Source organism: Streptomyces sp. NPDC048636 (assembly GCF_040650655.1).
Taxonomy (GTDB): Bacteria; Actinomycetota; Actinomycetes; order Streptomycetales; family Streptomycetaceae; genus Streptomyces.
The window spans coordinates 434,844-449,125 of sequence record NZ_JBEZHR010000006.1; the positions used below are offsets into that span (position 1 = coordinate 434,844).

General features: G+C 68.1%; 13 protein-coding genes and 4 pseudogenes. 10 read left to right on the plus strand and 7 right to left on the minus strand.

What is annotated here, in order from left to right; all coding sequences use genetic code 11:
- Positions 1–237: 237 nt before the first annotated feature.
- Positions 238–459: a hypothetical protein gene (locus AB0C66_RS19665; RefSeq protein ID WP_362439753.1), complete on the plus strand. Its 222-nt coding sequence runs from the start codon at positions 238–240 to the stop codon at positions 457–459.
- A gap of 73 nt (positions 460–532) precedes the next feature.
- Here AB0C66_RS19665 and AB0C66_RS19670 read toward each other — a convergent pair whose 3' ends face one another.
- Positions 533–1,222 carry an isochorismatase family cysteine hydrolase gene (locus tag AB0C66_RS19670; protein ID WP_362439755.1) on the minus strand — a complete coding sequence of 230 codons (690 nt, stop codon included), beginning with the start codon at positions 1,220–1,222 and terminating at the stop codon, positions 533–535.
- A 55-nt stretch (positions 1,223–1,277) separates the two neighbouring features.
- On the opposite strand from AB0C66_RS19670, the gene AB0C66_RS19675 reads away from it, so the two are divergent.
- The gene (locus AB0C66_RS19675; protein WP_362439758.1) at positions 1,278–1,790 is read left to right on the plus strand and encodes a PadR family transcriptional regulator; all 513 of its coding nucleotides are present in this window, start codon (positions 1,278–1,280) and stop codon (positions 1,788–1,790) included.
- A gap of 89 nt (positions 1,791–1,879) precedes the next feature.
- Here AB0C66_RS19675 and AB0C66_RS19680 read toward each other — a convergent pair.
- The 3 genes and pseudogenes from AB0C66_RS19680 to AB0C66_RS19690 form a co-directional block, all read right to left on the minus strand.
- Positions 1,880–2,061 (minus strand): annotated as a pseudogene (locus AB0C66_RS19680) (transposase); the annotation flags it as partial.
- Positions 2,062–2,192: 131 nt separating this feature from the next.
- Positions 2,193–2,321: pseudogene (locus AB0C66_RS19685) on the minus strand (IS5/IS1182 family transposase); the annotation flags it as partial.
- A gap of 166 nt (positions 2,322–2,487) precedes the next feature.
- On the minus strand, positions 2,488–3,072 hold the full coding sequence (locus tag AB0C66_RS19690) for a DinB family protein (RefSeq protein ID WP_362439761.1): 585 nt from the start codon (positions 3,070–3,072) through the stop codon (positions 2,488–2,490).
- Positions 3,073–3,077: 5 nt separating this feature from the next.
- On the opposite strand from AB0C66_RS19690, the gene AB0C66_RS19695 reads away from it, so the two are divergent.
- From AB0C66_RS19695 to AB0C66_RS19710, 4 genes and pseudogenes are all read left to right on the plus strand, one after another.
- Positions 3,078–3,206, plus strand: a complete 129-nt coding sequence (locus AB0C66_RS19695; protein ID WP_362439763.1) for a hypothetical protein — start codon at positions 3,078–3,080, stop codon at positions 3,204–3,206.
- A 115-nt stretch (positions 3,207–3,321) separates the two neighbouring features.
- Positions 3,322–3,969, plus strand: coding sequence for a DUF4232 domain-containing protein (locus AB0C66_RS19700; protein ID WP_362439765.1), 648 nt, complete (start codon positions 3,322–3,324; stop codon positions 3,967–3,969).
- A 99-nt stretch (positions 3,970–4,068) separates the two neighbouring features.
- Positions 4,069–4,583: pseudogene (locus AB0C66_RS19705) on the plus strand (phosphotransferase); the annotation flags it as partial.
- 913 nt (positions 4,584–5,496) lie between these two features.
- Positions 5,497–6,450: a helix-turn-helix domain-containing protein gene (locus tag AB0C66_RS19710; protein WP_362439767.1), complete on the plus strand. Its 954-nt coding sequence runs from the start codon at positions 5,497–5,499 to the stop codon at positions 6,448–6,450.
- 610 nt (positions 6,451–7,060) lie between these two features.
- Here AB0C66_RS19710 and ccrA read toward each other — a convergent pair.
- The 3 genes and pseudogenes from ccrA to AB0C66_RS19725 form a co-directional block, all read right to left on the minus strand.
- Positions 7,061–8,002 (minus strand): annotated as a pseudogene (ccrA, locus tag AB0C66_RS19715) (crotonyl-CoA carboxylase/reductase); the annotation flags it as partial.
- 2 nt (positions 8,003–8,004) lie between these two features.
- A complete protein-coding gene (locus AB0C66_RS19720; protein WP_362439770.1) occupies positions 8,005–9,540 on the minus strand; it encodes a bifunctional 3-(3-hydroxy-phenyl)propionate/3-hydroxycinnamic acid hydroxylase in 1,536 nt (511 codons plus the stop codon).
- Between the two features lie 20 nt (positions 9,541–9,560).
- Positions 9,561–9,995, minus strand: a complete 435-nt coding sequence (locus tag AB0C66_RS19725; RefSeq protein ID WP_362439773.1) for a type II 3-dehydroquinate dehydratase — start codon at positions 9,993–9,995, stop codon at positions 9,561–9,563.
- A 147-nt stretch (positions 9,996–10,142) separates the two neighbouring features.
- On the opposite strand from AB0C66_RS19725, the gene AB0C66_RS19730 reads away from it, so the two are divergent.
- Genes AB0C66_RS19730 through AB0C66_RS19745 form a run of 4 tightly spaced genes read left to right on the plus strand, consistent with a single transcriptional unit; the run spans position 10,143 to position 14,041 of the window.
- The gene (locus AB0C66_RS19730) at positions 10,143–11,306 is read left to right on the plus strand and encodes a DegT/DnrJ/EryC1/StrS family aminotransferase (RefSeq protein ID WP_362439776.1); all 1,164 of its coding nucleotides are present in this window, start codon (positions 10,143–10,145) and stop codon (positions 11,304–11,306) included.
- Positions 11,303–12,367, plus strand: coding sequence for a Gfo/Idh/MocA family oxidoreductase (locus tag AB0C66_RS19735; protein WP_362439779.1), 1,065 nt, complete (start codon positions 11,303–11,305; stop codon positions 12,365–12,367). Before AB0C66_RS19730 ends, AB0C66_RS19735 begins: the two co-directional genes overlap by 4 nt.
- A 5-nt stretch (positions 12,368–12,372) precedes the next feature.
- Positions 12,373–13,017, plus strand: coding sequence for an HAD-IA family hydrolase (locus AB0C66_RS19740; RefSeq protein WP_362439782.1), 645 nt, complete (start codon positions 12,373–12,375; stop codon positions 13,015–13,017).
- Positions 13,001–14,041: a 3-dehydroquinate synthase family protein gene (locus AB0C66_RS19745; protein ID WP_362439785.1), complete on the plus strand. Its 1,041-nt coding sequence runs from the start codon at positions 13,001–13,003 to the stop codon at positions 14,039–14,041. The genes AB0C66_RS19740 and AB0C66_RS19745 overlap by 17 nt, the downstream gene beginning before the upstream one ends.
- Positions 14,042–14,282 lie beyond the last annotated feature (241 nt).

A 14,282-nucleotide genomic window follows, 5' to 3' on the forward strand; every position in this document is an offset into this window, starting at 1 on the left:
CCACGCGCGACGCCTCGGCCTCGGGCCACCCCCCCGGGTGCGCCTCCCCCGGGGGGGGGGGCCCGCGCGGGCCGGGCCCCGCCGCGGGCGGGCACTACCCGTCAGGTGCGTGCGGCCGGCCGGCGCCACGACCGTCGCGGCAGACCGTCGGACCCACTCGCCCTCATCGTGTTCCCCGGCCGCATGGACCACCATCCCCTGTGTCCAACGGGTGTTCATCTTCGTCCCGCCGGCCCCATGGTGAACACCGCTTCCGCGTCCTTCGTCATGGTCCTGTTCGTCGACCTCCAGGACGCCGATGACACCCCCGCACCTGTGGTCGCCCGCATGCTCGGCCACCACGACGAGACCATCACCCGGCTCGCCACCGAGGCCGGAGGAACCTGGCGCCGCTGGGCACTCATCGGCCAACTGGTGACAGTCGGCGCGACCAAGAGGGGGCGAACACGCAGGTCGTAGAGCGCGCCTGGTGACAACTACCTCGACCAGTCACAAGGGCCGCGTTGGTCACCAGACTGCCGCCGGTGCGGCATCAGACCACGTTCGCCCGTTCCTCGCCCTGTGACGCCGGGATTGCCGCGGCCAGTTGATCGATGATCTCGCCGGCGGTCAGTACGCGTGCGAAGCCCTTGCGCAGGACGGCGAGTTCCGGTTCTTGCCGGGACTCTTCATCGGTGGCCGTGACGTCGGATCCGAAGACGACCTTGTAGCCGCGTTCGTATGCCTGCCGGGCCGTGGTGCCGCAGCAGTAGTTGGTGAGCGTTCCCGTGACGATGACCGTGTCGCAGTCGAGGTTGCGCAGCATCGTGTCGAGCGGGGTGTCGTAGAACGCTCCGTAGGAGGGCTTGCGGATCACGGCCTCGTCGGGGCGGCGGCCCATGGGCGCCCACACCTCGGCGGGGTTCGGCCGGCGCCAGTCGGTGTCGGCGTGCGGGAGGAACCGCAGGGCGCGCGGCCGGTCGAGTCCGAGATGGGTGTCGTCGAAGATGGTCCAGATCACCGGGACGGAGACCGCTCGGCATTCTTCGACCAGTTGGCGGAGCCGGGGCGCCATCCGGGTGGCCGCGGGCACCCAGTAGGGGCTCCAGCCGGGCCGGACGAATTCGTCTTGCATGTCGATGACCAGCAGCGCCGCCCGTTCGGGCCGAATGGCGAACGATGCCCGGCCGCACTCGTAAGCGTGGTGCGCCCGCGCGGTCACCCATTCCTCGGTGTACGTCATCCCCGCCTCCTGTATCGATTCGAGGTACCTCGGTTCGATGTGCGAGAGTAGCAGCATGCTCGAACTCGCGATCCTGGGATTCCTGGCCGAGGGGCCGCTGCACGGCTATCAACTGCGCCACCGGATAGCCCACTTGTCCGGCCATGCCCGGCCGGTCAGTGACGGCAGCCTCTACCCGGCAATCAACCGGCTGGTCAATGCCGGGCTGCTCGACCGGCGGACCGAACCGGGCGCCTCGGCCGCTCAGCGGCACACCCTGAGTCTGACCGACACCGGCCGCCGCGAGCTGCTGCGCCGACTGCGGGATGCCAACGGCCTGGACATCAGCGACAGCACCCGCTTCTTCACGGTCCTGGCCTTCCTCTCCTGCCTGCCCGACGCCGCCGACCAGCACGCGGTACTGCGCCGTCGGCTGGAATTCCTGGAGCAGCCCGCGAGCTTCTTCCACGACGGTGACCGACCACTGAGTGCCGACGACACCAACGATCCCTACCGCCGCGGCATGCTCACCATCGCCCGTGCCACCAGCCGCGCGGAAAAGTCCTGGCTTCGGGAAGTGCTGGCCTGACACCGCACCGACAGCCGCGGAAGGGAGCGTTGGTGTGGAGCCCAAACGCCGGGCCTCTTAACCGGGTGTCAGCCGTCTTGGTGGTTGTCTCACGTGGCAAGTTTCGCGAGCTTCTTGTAGCAGGTCAGGGCGGTGGCCAGGCCGAGGAGGGCGAGGAAGTGCGAGCCGTTTCGTTCGTATCGGACGGTGAGGTGGCGGTACCCGAAGACAGTCAGGCGATCGACCGTTCGATCTTCCAGCGGTGCCGACCGAGGCGTTCGCCGGACTCGATGCTGGGGACGGGCGTTGCGCGCGACGAGCCCGCCCTCGCGCAGCCGGGCCAGGTGTTCGGCGGAGAAGGCGCCTGGTCCGCGCGGAGTTCGAAGGGTCGGCGCCGCCGTGGTCCCCGGGGACGGCGGGTATGCCGCGGATGATCGGTTTGAGGGCGAGGCTGTCGTGCATGTTCGCGCCGGACACGGCGACGGCGCGCGGGGTGCCCCGGGCGTCGGACAGCACGTGTAGCCTGCTGCCCTTCTTGCCGCGATCGACCGGTTCGGCCCGGTCAGCGCACCGCCCGGTGCAGCCGACGCCACAGGCCGACCGACGGCGGCAACGGGGCGGCCAGCTCCTGGAGTTCATCAGGAACCAGCCGCTTCGATGGATCAGCACCCACGACCGGCATCATGCCGCACGAACATCAAGTCATGTGAGACAACCTCTAAGCCTTGATCGGCGCGGCCGAGCTGGCGGCCTGCTCGATCTTCGCGCAGTAGGCTGCACGGGCTTCCTCGTCGATCTGCATCTCGTTTTCGGCGCGCACCCCGGTCCGGCCGTCGAGGCCCTCGCGCAGGATATCGGCGTGCCCCGCATGCCGGATGGACTCGCCGAGGACATGGACCATGATGGCGAACAGGTTCGTGTTGGGAGAAGGCTCCGGCCACCACGGCACGTGGCCGGGGGCGTCGAGGGGAAGCTCGTTGATCGTCGCGTCCGAGTGTTCCCACGTGCGCCGGTAGAACCCGATGACCTGATCGCGGGTCTCGTCCTCGGTCGCCCACAGATCGTTGCCCGTGTAGTCCTGCCACCGGGGCAGCGGTTCCGGGGAAGGGCGATCGAAGACCTCGCCGAAGTACCTGGCCTCGACGGTGGCCACGTGTTTGACCAGGCCGAGGAGGTTGGTCCCGGTCGCTGTCAAAGGTCGGCGGGCGTCGTATTCGGACAAGCCGTCGAGTTTCCAGAGCAGCGCCTTGCGGTCCCGCCGCAGTCTCCTGTGCAGGTTGTCTTTCGCGAATTCATCGATCATGCGGCATGAGCCTGCCATGGGCTGCTCGTGGTCTCAAGATCCCGTACGTGGTCCGCAACGACTGGCAGAGCCGAGGTCCGGCCATGGCCGCCGCCCTGCCCTGCTACAAGAAGCTCGCGAAACCTGCCACGTGAGCCACCCTCTTAGCCGGGTGTTAGTGGCGCGGCAGTGTGGCGATAGTGGCCTCGGCCAGAGTGGGTGACGTACCGAGGAGACAACGACACAGACCATCCCCGGGGGGAATCCGAAATGAGCTCCAGCACCACGATCCGCACCGCCCGCCGCCGCAGCCTGCGCGTCGCCACCGCGGCACTCATCGCAGCCGCCGGCCTTTCCCTGACCGCCTGCAACAACTCGGACGACACCGCCTCGAAGCCCGCGGCCGGGGCCAGCAGCGCGGGTTCCTCTGCCGGAGCGCAGGGCAGCGATGGCCAGCCGGACAACGCCAAGTCGGGTTCCGGGAACGGTGCGTCGAAGGGTGGAGGGAAGGGCAAGTTCTGCCGCACGGACGATCTGATGATGGAGGCCGTGGACAGTTCGCCCGACCAGCAGACGGGTGAGGTCACCGTTCAGATGACCAACAAGGGTGCGAAGACCTGCTCGGCGACGGGCTTCGCGGGCGTCGACTTGAAGGACGGTGATGGCACGTCCGCCCCCGTCCACCGCGGCGGTGAGCAGCCCCGCATCACCGACCTGAAGTCCGGTGACACCGCCACCTTCAGCATCTCGTACAAGGTCGACTCCAGTGGCGACAGCCAGGCGTCCCCGACCGACATCATCGTGACGCCGCCGAACGAGACCCACAGCGTGTCCCTGAAGTGGCCTGCGGAGGCGCTGAAGCTGGCCGGCCCGTATGACGAGAAGATCCAGGTGCACCCCGTAGGCATAGCCAACTGAGTTCCGCGAAGACGGCCCTGTGCTCGTGCAACTCCGGCCGGAGTTGCACGAGCACAGGGCCGTCCAGGTCGGTGGTTCCCGCTGAGAGTGGGAGAGCCGATCCACGCGGTGCGACCCGCCGAGCGGCCCCGGGAGTATGTGGCGTGGACGACCGCCGACACCGTCGTGACTCCGAAGGGCGCCGACGCGGCGGCATGGACCGCGGCGATCGAGGCGATCCGTAAACCCGCCCCGCCTTATGAAGGGCGATTCCTGCACCGGGACTTCCACCTCGGCAACGTGCTGTTCGACGTGCGGCCCCATGGCCGGCAGGTGCCCGGGTCACCGGCGTTGTCGACTGGGCAGCGACCTCCTGGGGCCCGGCGGATCTCGATGTGGCGCACTGCTCGACCAATCTCGCGCTGCTGCACGGCCCGGCATGGGGTCTGCGGGGCGCCGAAGCGTATGAGGAGGCCGGCGGGGTGCTCGCCTCGGCCGCGAGCGAGCGGCTGTACTGGCAGGTGCGGGACGCACTGGCGTGCTCAGAAGAAGTGCGGTCGGTGTCTCAGCCGTGGCGGAAAGCGGGAAGGACAGACCTCACGACGCGAGCCGTGGCGGAGCGACTGAATGCCTAGGTCACCGCCCTGATGGACACGCTGAGCTGAGCCGAACGGCCGAAGGCGCGGGCGTGACAGCGAATCGTCCTTGCCCGGCCTGTGCCCTACCTCTGACATCTTCGGCTGTAGACCTGAGACCGGAGTTGTTGCCCCCGCCCGTGAGTCGGCAGCGGCTGAGCGAGCTGTGTGCTGAGGTTCAGCGGATCGCTGATCTGTTGGAAGTCGGCCCGGAGGCGGCGGGCGAGGTGATCGCGGCGTCAACGCGATGACCGGTCACGACTACGTGGCGCTCGATTTCGCTGAGTACGACGGAGGAAGCAGGAGTCTGGAGGAGTTCGCGGGGGAGGCGACCAGGCCGGCTCGCCCAGTGGTTGCGGACATCACCCGGGACGAACTCGTTGAGATCGGTCGCAGACTCCTGATGGCTGCCCCGAAGAGCGACTGCTCTCTGCGGCTCCCGGAGGCGAACGTGTCGCATCTCTGGGTGAGTGACCTGGTCTCCCAGCCCTCGGACAACCTTGAGCGCGAGTCTGCGGAGCAGATTGTCGATGAGGCTCTCGAGTACCGACCGATCGCGCTCGGAGCTCTGCGGGGAGGTCAGCTGGCCATGGCCTGTTGTGAGCGTTCTTCAACCAGATGCCCACCGCCGCTCCCTGGAACGTTGCGTCAGGTCGGCGACGGCCGCCGTCCGGCCAGGCCGTGCCGAGCAGAAGGCGGTGCTGTCGGTGTGGATTGAGAACTGAAGGAGAGAGGGTCTCGTGGTGGGTGGCCCGCGGCCCCGACAAGTATGGTGTCGATGCAATTGACCGTGGATGGGGGCGACTTTCGGTCATCCCGCGAGCGGGGAGGCGATCCGCCGCGAACCGTGGAGGCGGCCGTGTCAGCCTTCTGACTTACGACAGTCGGAACGGGGCGTGGCGAGGAGGGGCTCGTGCAGGGAGTGACGGTGTTCCGCACTGGCGACGTGGACCCGGCGGACAGGTTCGACTACTGGTGGGACCTGATGTCGAAAACCCTGTGCCTGATGGATCTGAACAGCGAACGTGCGGCGCAATTCCAGGCGGAGACACGGGTGTTGGAACTCGGGCCCGTCACCGTGTTGCCATCGATCGTGGCGCCCATGAGCTGGCGGAGAACGCCCCGCCTTATCCGACAGTCCGACCCGGAGTACTACCACTTCAGCTTCCCGATCACCGGTTCGGTCAGCGTCACGCAGGCTGGCCGGGAAGCCGTCCACGGACCCGGCGAGATGCACATGGTGGATACCTCGCAGCCGTTCCACTGCGTCACGAGCCGCTTGCACGCGGTGGGTCTGGAGGTGCCGAGGAAAGTGGTGCCCCTGCGCAAGGAGAAGGCGGACCTGCTGCTCACCCGACGCTTGCCGGGAGACGACGGCTACGGAAGCTTACTGGCCCAGCTGCTGGGTCAGTTGGCGAAGGACACGGGACCGTACGGGCCGGCGGACGGTCCCCGGTTGGGTTCGATCATCGTTGACCTGCTATCAGCTCTGTTGGCCCATGTCCTGGACCGGGGAACCTCCCTGCCGCTGGAGAGCCGCCGGCGGACTCTGAGCTTGCGGATCCGGGCCTTCATCGAGGAAAACCTGGACGATCCCGAGCTCTCACCGCGTTCCATCGCTGAAGCGCACCACATCTCCCTCAGCTATCTGCACCGCCTCTTCCAGCACGAGGAGGAGACACTCGCCGCCTGGATTCGCCGTCGGCGCCTGGAGCGCGTACGCCGTGATCTCGCCGACCCGGCCTTGAACGACACCCCCATCTATGCCCTCGCGGCGCGCTGCGGCTTCTCTTGTGGCTCCGACTTCAGCCGGACCTTCCGCAGAACGTACGGCGTGACCCCACGGGAATTCCGCCGACGGTACTGAGAAACTCAGTGTAGTGGGATTGTGGTGCCGGAGGGGGTGCTAGTTGATGTTCGGAACGGGGGTTGAGCTGGTCAGGGGCGGGTCGCAGGAGATACCCACGTTACGGGCTAGGTTTGGCCGATGTTCTCGATGGCGACCACCAGGATCCCCGAGGTGGGGTCCGAAGGCTGGACGTCGACGATCACGTACGGTTGCCGCATCGACGCCGCCCACATGACGATGCCGGTGGGCGCAGCCAGTTTTGCCGGGAATGGCGTCCTGGTGACGCACGGCGCCGCGCCCAGCCATGTGCACGGGTGGAGAGCCCCCGCGACAAGGCTGCATGCTGGCGGAGGTGCTTCCCCACCGTCGGGGAACCGGCAGGTGTCGCGTTCGCAGGTTCGGAGCGTGAGACCCACTCTGATGTACCGGCCCCGAAGCAATGACGGGCGCTGCTTCAAGGGCTGTTGGGAAAACGGCTGGTGCCGGGTGCGCAACTCGGTGTCCATCCGCTGAGCGCCCCGGTGGTGCTGCAACTCTGCGTTCGTTTCGCGCGTACCCGGGAAACGACGGCGCTGGTGCGATGCCTGCCGACGGCCGTCGTCCATGCCGCTCGTGGCGAGGTGTTGTGTCACCCCTGCTGGTCACTGGGGACCCGGAAGCGGTTGATGGCGTCGATGTGCCGGGAACGCATCTCCTCGTCGCGCACGCCCAGGCCCTCCTCGGGGGCCAGGCAGAGGACGCCGACCTTACCCTGGTGGAGGCCGCGGTGGACGTCGTAGGTGGCCTGGCCTGTGTCTTCGAGAGGGTAGACCTTGGAGAGAGTGGGGTGGATCCTGCCCTTGGCGATGAGCCGGTTGCCTCGCGGTAGTTGGCGAAGTGGGAGCCGATGATCCGCGTCAGCGACATCCAAAGGTAGCGGTTGTCGTAGGTGTGCTCGTAGCCGGAGGTGGCGGCGCAGGTGACGATGGTCCCGCCCTTGCGGGCAACGTAAACAGAGGCGCCGAAGGTCTCCCGGCCGGGATGCTCGAACACGATGTCGACATCCTCGCCGCCGGTCAGTTCACGGATGCGCTTGCCCAAACGCCTCCACTCACCGGGGTTCTGGGTATGGGCGTCCTTCCAGAAGCGGTAGTCCTCGGCCGATCGGTCGATGATCAGCTCGGCGCCCATGCTGCGGCAGACGGCGGCCTTGCGTTCGCTGGAGACGACGCAGAAGGGGGTGGCGCCACCGACAGGCGCCAACTGGGTGGCGTAGGAACCCAAGCCGCCGCTGGCGCCCCAGATCAGCACGCTGTCGCCCTGCTTCATCCCGGCGCAGTTGCGGGAGACCAACTGCCGGTAGGCGGTGGAGTTGACCAGGCCGGTCGCGGCGGCCTCCTCCCAGCTGAGGTGTCCGGGCTTGGGCATCAGCTGGTTGGACTTCACCAGCGCCACCGAAGTTGGTCTCGAAACCCCAGATGCGCTGCTCAGGATCGAGCAGGGTGTCGTTGTGACCGTCGGAGGACTCCAGATCCACCGACAGGCAGTGGGCGACGACCTCGTCACCGGGCTGCCAGGAGTTCACCCCGGGGATCAGGTCGTGACGAGGCGAAGAAGATTTCGCAGTTGGTCGATGATCCCGGGTATCTGGGAGACAGTGCGAGCGGCGCCGAAAACGATGTGGTCGGGGCGGATGAGGAGGGCGCGAGCTTTGATCGACCGCAGATAGGTGTAATAGGTTCCATCGGTGTCGACTGGGCTGGTGGAATCCGTGCCGGGAGGCGCGAGCACGACGATGCGGGCATTGATTGCGGTGAGGAACTTGCGGTCAGCGTCGCTGAGTGCCGAGATCGGGTCGGCGGTGCTGAGGAGAACGAAGCCATATCCCATGACCTCGTCGAACAAGTCAGTGACAGCGCCGACAGTGACACGGCCCTGAGGCACCGGCTCACCAACCGGTGGTGGAGAAGCGCCGCTGAGCACGCGATGGAGTACACCGGTGCGGAGGGGAATCGGAGGCGGTGCGCCGGACCGGGACCCGGGGGAAAGGGTGGCATCGCGGTGAGCGGAGGCAGTCTCCTCGGTGACACAGACGATGCGTCCGAGGGTGACGGCGGTCTGAACGGTCTCGCGGACATGTGGAAGTCGTTCCTCCGCGTAGGCGTCCAGCAGCGAGTCGGAGGCGAGGCCGCGGAGAACCAGGTCGAGCTTCCACGTCAGGTTCACGACGTCCCGGATACCGGAGCACATACCCTGCCCGGTGAACGGCGGCATGGAATGGGCGGCGTCGCCGGCGAGCAGCACGCGGCCACGGTGCCATTGGTCTGCCCATGACGCTCGGAATCGGTATACGGCCTGGCGTTCCAGGGCGGCGTTGTCCGGTCGGACGTCGAAGGCCCTCAACAGTCGCCAGGCGGTCTCGGCACGGTCGAGGTCGTCGATGCTCTCCCCGGGCAACCGCATGAACTCCCACCGCCGCCGGCCGGGCCCGCTGGCGACGACGGTGGTGGGGCGAGCGGGGTCGCAGATCTGCATGTTGGTGGGGGAGAACCTGCGCTGTTCGGCGAGGACGACATCGCAGAGCAACCAGTCGTAGGAGAAGCCGAGGTCGGTGACGCCGACTCCCATCCGCCGCCGTACGGTGCTGTTGGCGCCGTCGCACCCGACGACCCAGGAGCCGATGACGGTGGCGGTTCCGTCGGCCTCGGTATAGGTGACCTCGCCGTTTTCGGTGACGTCGGTGACGGTGCATCCCGTCCGGACCTCGATGCCGGGCAGCGAGGCGGCACGGTCGCGTAGCACGGCCTCCAGCGTCGGCTGGTGCATGGTGGTGATGTCGGGCCAGCTGTATCGGCCGGTGCCCGCGAAGTCGATGCCGATCAGGGTACGACCGTCGGCGTTGCGCCAGTCGTAGCCGTCGGCGGCTTCGCCGATCCGGCTGAAGGCCGCGCCAACTCCGGCGCGGGCGAAGCAGCGCGCGGTCTCCCCGTCGAAGCTGGTGGCGCGAGGCAACGGGTAGGGCTGGCGCTGCCGCTCCAGCACGACCACCCGCCAGCCGGCGTCGGCCAGTAGGAGCGCCAGGGTCTGGCCGATCGGTCCGTAGCCGACGATCACCACGTCGGCGTCCACGTTCCGGTCCGGCATCGGAGTCAGTCGGCGACCAGGCCGAGCAGCGCGTGCGCGGCCAGCCGGTAGCCCAGAGTGCCCAGCCCGAAGATCACGCCGGATGCCACCGGCCCGATCACCGACACGTGCCGGAACTGTTCGCGCGCCCACACATTCGAGATGTGCACCTCGATCCATGGTCGTGGATATGCGGCCAGTGCGTCCCGCAGGCTCCAGCCGGCCATCATCAATGCCCCCGGATTGACAACGGCACCAACCGTGTCCGGATTCTCGTTGATGGTCCGCACCAGATCGCCCTCGGAGTCGTACTGGTGCGAACGCACCTTCCAACCGCGCCCGGTAACGACCTCGGCCACCGCGTCCTCGATGTCGGTCAGCGTGTCCGTGCCGTACACCTCGGGCTCCCGGCGGCCGAGAATGCCCAGGTTGGGGCCGTTGAGCAGAAGTAATTCGCGCACGTGGTGAACGTATCACCCGGCTGTCCAGAAATTGTCTGGCCCGCATCGCATAGGGGGTCGTACGGGTGTGGCTAAGGGGGCATGACGAGATGTCTTCGTCCTGGTTATCGTGCGAGCCGAGAATCGCTAAAGGAGGGCTGGCGAACAATGCTGGACAATGGGCTCGACCTGAATTTTCCGGCGTGGCCGCAGTACGACGACACCGAACGCGCTGGGCTTGTGCGTGCCCTGGAGCAGGGGCAGTGGTGGCGTATCGGCGGCAGTGAGGTGGACGAGTTTGAGCGCGAGTTCGCCGACTTCCACGGCGCCCCGCACGCGCTGGCCGTGACGACCGGCACGCATGCCCTGGAACTGGCACTGCAGGTGCTCGGCGTCGGCCCCGGCACGGAGGTCATCGTGCCGGCGTTCACCTTCATCTCGTCGTCGCAGGCCGCGCAGCGACTGGGCGCGGTGGCCGTTCCGGTCGACGTCGACCTGGGCAACTACTGCCTGGATCCGGGGGCGGTGGAGGCGGCGATCACACCGCGCACCGCGGCGATCATGCCAGTGCACATGGCCGGCCAGATGTGCGACATGGACGCCCTCGGCAGGTTGTCGGCGGACTCCGGCGTGCCGCTGCTGCACGACGCGGCGCATGCGCACGGTGCGCGGTGGCGCAACCAGGGTGTGTCAGAGCTGGGAGCGATAGCGGCGTTCAGCTTCCAGAACGGCAAGCTGATGACCGCAGGTGAGGGCGGCGCGGTTACCTTCCCGGACGCCGAGCAGTACGAGATGGCGTTTCTCCGGCACAGCTGTGGCCGTCCCCGCACGGACCGCACCTACCAGCATCAGACCTCGGGCTCGAATTTCCGGATGAACGAGTTCTCCGCGAGCGTGCTGCGCGCCCAGTTGGCCCGCCTCGGTGGCCAGATCGACACCCGTGTGCGGCGCTGGCCGGTGTTGGCCGAGCAGCTCGCGCGGATTCCGGGCGTGCTGCCGCAGGCCACCGACGACCGATGCACCCGAAACCCGCACTACATGGCCATGTTCCGGGTTCCTGGCATCCCCGAGCAGCGGCGCAACGCACTGGTCGACGCGCTCGTCGCTCGCGGCCTGCCGGCCTTCGCGGCGTTCCGGGCGATCCATCGCACCAAGGCGTTCTGGGAGACCGGAGCGCCCGACGAGTCGGTCGAGGCGATTGCCCGTCGGTGCCCGAACAGCGAGGCGTTGTCGGCCGACTGCGTCTGGCTGCATCACCGGACCCTGCTCGGCGAGGAGAAGCACATGCACGCCATCGCCGATGTCGTCTCCGATGTCTTGGCGGCATTGTGAGGCTCCGGCTCGCGATGGTCGGCTTTGGCTGGGCGGCCCGCTCGATCTGGTTGCCGCGACTGCGACAGCAGCCGGACCTGGCAGTGACAGCGGTCGTGGACCCGGATGCGGCGGCACGCGCGGCGGCCGAGGGCGAAGGCGTCGCAACGGTGCTGGACCGCCACGACGACTTGTCCGCCACCGACGTCGACCTGGCGATCGTCGCGGTGCCCAACCACGCTCACTGCACGGTGGCAGCCACGTTGCTGCGCCGCGGCATCGCCGTCTTCCTGGAGAAGCCGGTGTGTCTGACCGGGACGGAGGCCGAGGAGTTGGCGTCGGCAGAAAAGGAAGGCGGCGCCGTGCTGATCGCCGGCAGCGCCGCCCGGCATCGCTTGGACGTGCTGGCGCTGAGCCGGGTGGCGGCGGACATCGGCCCGATTCGGCACGTCCGCCTGGACTGGGTGCGCGCCAGCGGAGTGCCCGGCACCGGGTGGTTCACCCGGCGGGATCTGTCCGGCGGCGGTGCGCTGGTCGATCTCGGCTGGCATCTGCTCGACGTGCTGCTGGCCGTGCTGGGCCCCGTGGCGTTCGACGACGTGGTGGGCACGATCGGCCGGGACTTCGTGGACCGGCGGTCGGCGCAGGCGGCCTGGAAGAACGGGGCCGCCACGGACGCGACCGCGGACGTCGAGGACACTGTGCGCGGCTTCCTGGTCACCGCCGACGGCATGTCGGTCGCGCTGCACGCGAGCTGGGCGTCCCACGCAACCCATGACGTGACCGTGATCGAGCTGCACGGGCACGCCGGCACGGCTACGTTGACCTGCACCTTCGGCTTCAGCCCGCATCGGATCGGCGATCCGGTGCTGACGTTGACCCGGGACGGCGCGACCAGCGCTGTGCCGTTCGCGGCGGAGCCCATCGGCGCCGAGTACGACCGTCAGGTGGCCGCGCTGACCCCGCTCCTCGCGGATCCGGCGAGCAGGGGCCGGGCCATGGACGACGCGCGCTGGACGGTGCGTGTGATCGAACGTGTCTACGCATCGGCACAGGGCAGGTCGTCATGCGCGGTGGCCTGACTCCGTTGCCCACCAAGGCGATCGTGTTCGACCTGGACGGCGTGCTGGTGGACAGCTTCGGCGTGATGCGGCAGGCGTTCACGGTGGCCTACCGCGAGGTGGTCGGTCCCGGCGAGCCGCCGTTCGCCGAGTACAGCAAGCACCTCGGACGCTACTTCCCGGACATCATGCGGATCATGGGGTTGCCGTTGGCGATGCAGGAGCCGTTCGTGCGGGAGAGCTACCGGCTGGCCGACCAGGTCCGGATGTTCGACGGCGTGCCGGACCTGCTGCGCTCATTGCGGGCCGGCAGGTTCGGCCTGGCGGTGGCAACCGGCAAGAGCGGGCCGCGGGCCAGGTCCCTGCTGGACGGGCTCGGCGTGCTGGCACTGTTCGAGCACGTGCTCGGTTCGGACGAGGTGGCGAACGCCAAGCCCGCGCCGGACATCGTGTTGCGGGCGATGGAGCTGCTCGGTGTCGGCCCGGACGAGACGATGATGATCGGCGACGCGGTGACCGATCTGACCAGCGCCCGGGCGGCGGGTGTCACGGCCGTCGCGGCGCTGTGGGGCGAGAGCGATCCGGCCGACCTGTTGGCCGCCGAACCGGACGCGATCCTGCACACGCCCGGTGAGTTGCTGGCGCTGTGCCGGGGTGATTCTCTTGCGTGACGGGACGACCGAGCGTGTCGCCGTCGACCTCGGTGACCGTTCGTACGACGTGCACATCGGTCCTGGCGTGCGCGGGTTGCTGCCGGAAATCATCGCCGGCACCGGCGCGCGCCGGGTGGCGGTGGTGTCGGCGCGGCCGCCGGACTGGGTGCCTGACTGCGGCCGGCCGACGTTGCGACTCGAAGCCCTGGACGGGGAGCATCGCAAGACGCTCGCCGAGGTGGAGCGGCTGTGCCAGCGGTTCGCCGAGTTCGGTCTGACCAGGTCGGATGTGATTGTCTCGTGCGGCGGTGGCACCACGACCGATGTGGTCGGTCTGGCCGCGGCGGTCTACCATCGCGGCACGACCGTCATCCACCTGCCAACCTCGCTGCTGGCCCAGGTGGACGCGAGCGTCGGCGGGAAGACGGCGGTCAACCTGCCCGCCGGCAAGAACCTGGTCGGCGCGTTCTGGCAGCCGGCGGCGGTGCTGTGCGACAGCGAATTCCTCGACACGCTGCCGCCACGAGAATTGGTCAACGGCTGTGGGGAGATCGCCCGCTGCCACTTCATCGGCGCCGGCGACCTGCTCGGGCTGCCGCTGCCGGATCGGATCCTGGCCAGCGTGCGGTTGAAGGCGTCCTTGGTGGCGGCCGACGAACGGGACGCAGGTCTGCGCCACTTGTTGAACTACGGCCACACCCTGGGGCACGCGATCGAACGGGCGACGGACTTCGCGGTGCGCCACGGCGAGGCCGTCGCGATCGGCACGGTGTTCGCGGGCCGGTTGGCCGGCGAACTGGGCCGGATCCCGCCCGATCGGGTGGCCGAGCACGAGGCCGTGGTCAGCCACTACGGCCTGCCGACCGGCCTGCCGGCCGGCGTGGGCGATGCCGGGCTGGTGGACCTGATGCGGCACGACAAGAAGGTGACCGAGGGTCTGGCATTCGTGCTGGACGGCCCGAACGGGGCGGAGTTGGTGCGAGGCGTGCCCGAACGGGCGGTCGTCGGCACGCTGGCCGCGATGCCACGCGCCGAAAAGTAGTCGAAACGCGTCGCCGAGGTCCCCAAAGGGCACTGTCAGGCGGATTTCAAGGTGCTGGGCCGGATGTCTTCTCGATTCTGTCCGCACGCCTGAGCTGTGGATTTTGCGAATAGGGGGTGTGAGGGGGGAAATGAGGGGTGGCTGTATTCGTGTTCTCCATAGTTAGCATTTGGGAGACAGTCGAATTCCGGCCGGCTTCGTCCTTGAATGTCAAGCACATCGAAAGAGAAGTGTGGGTGGC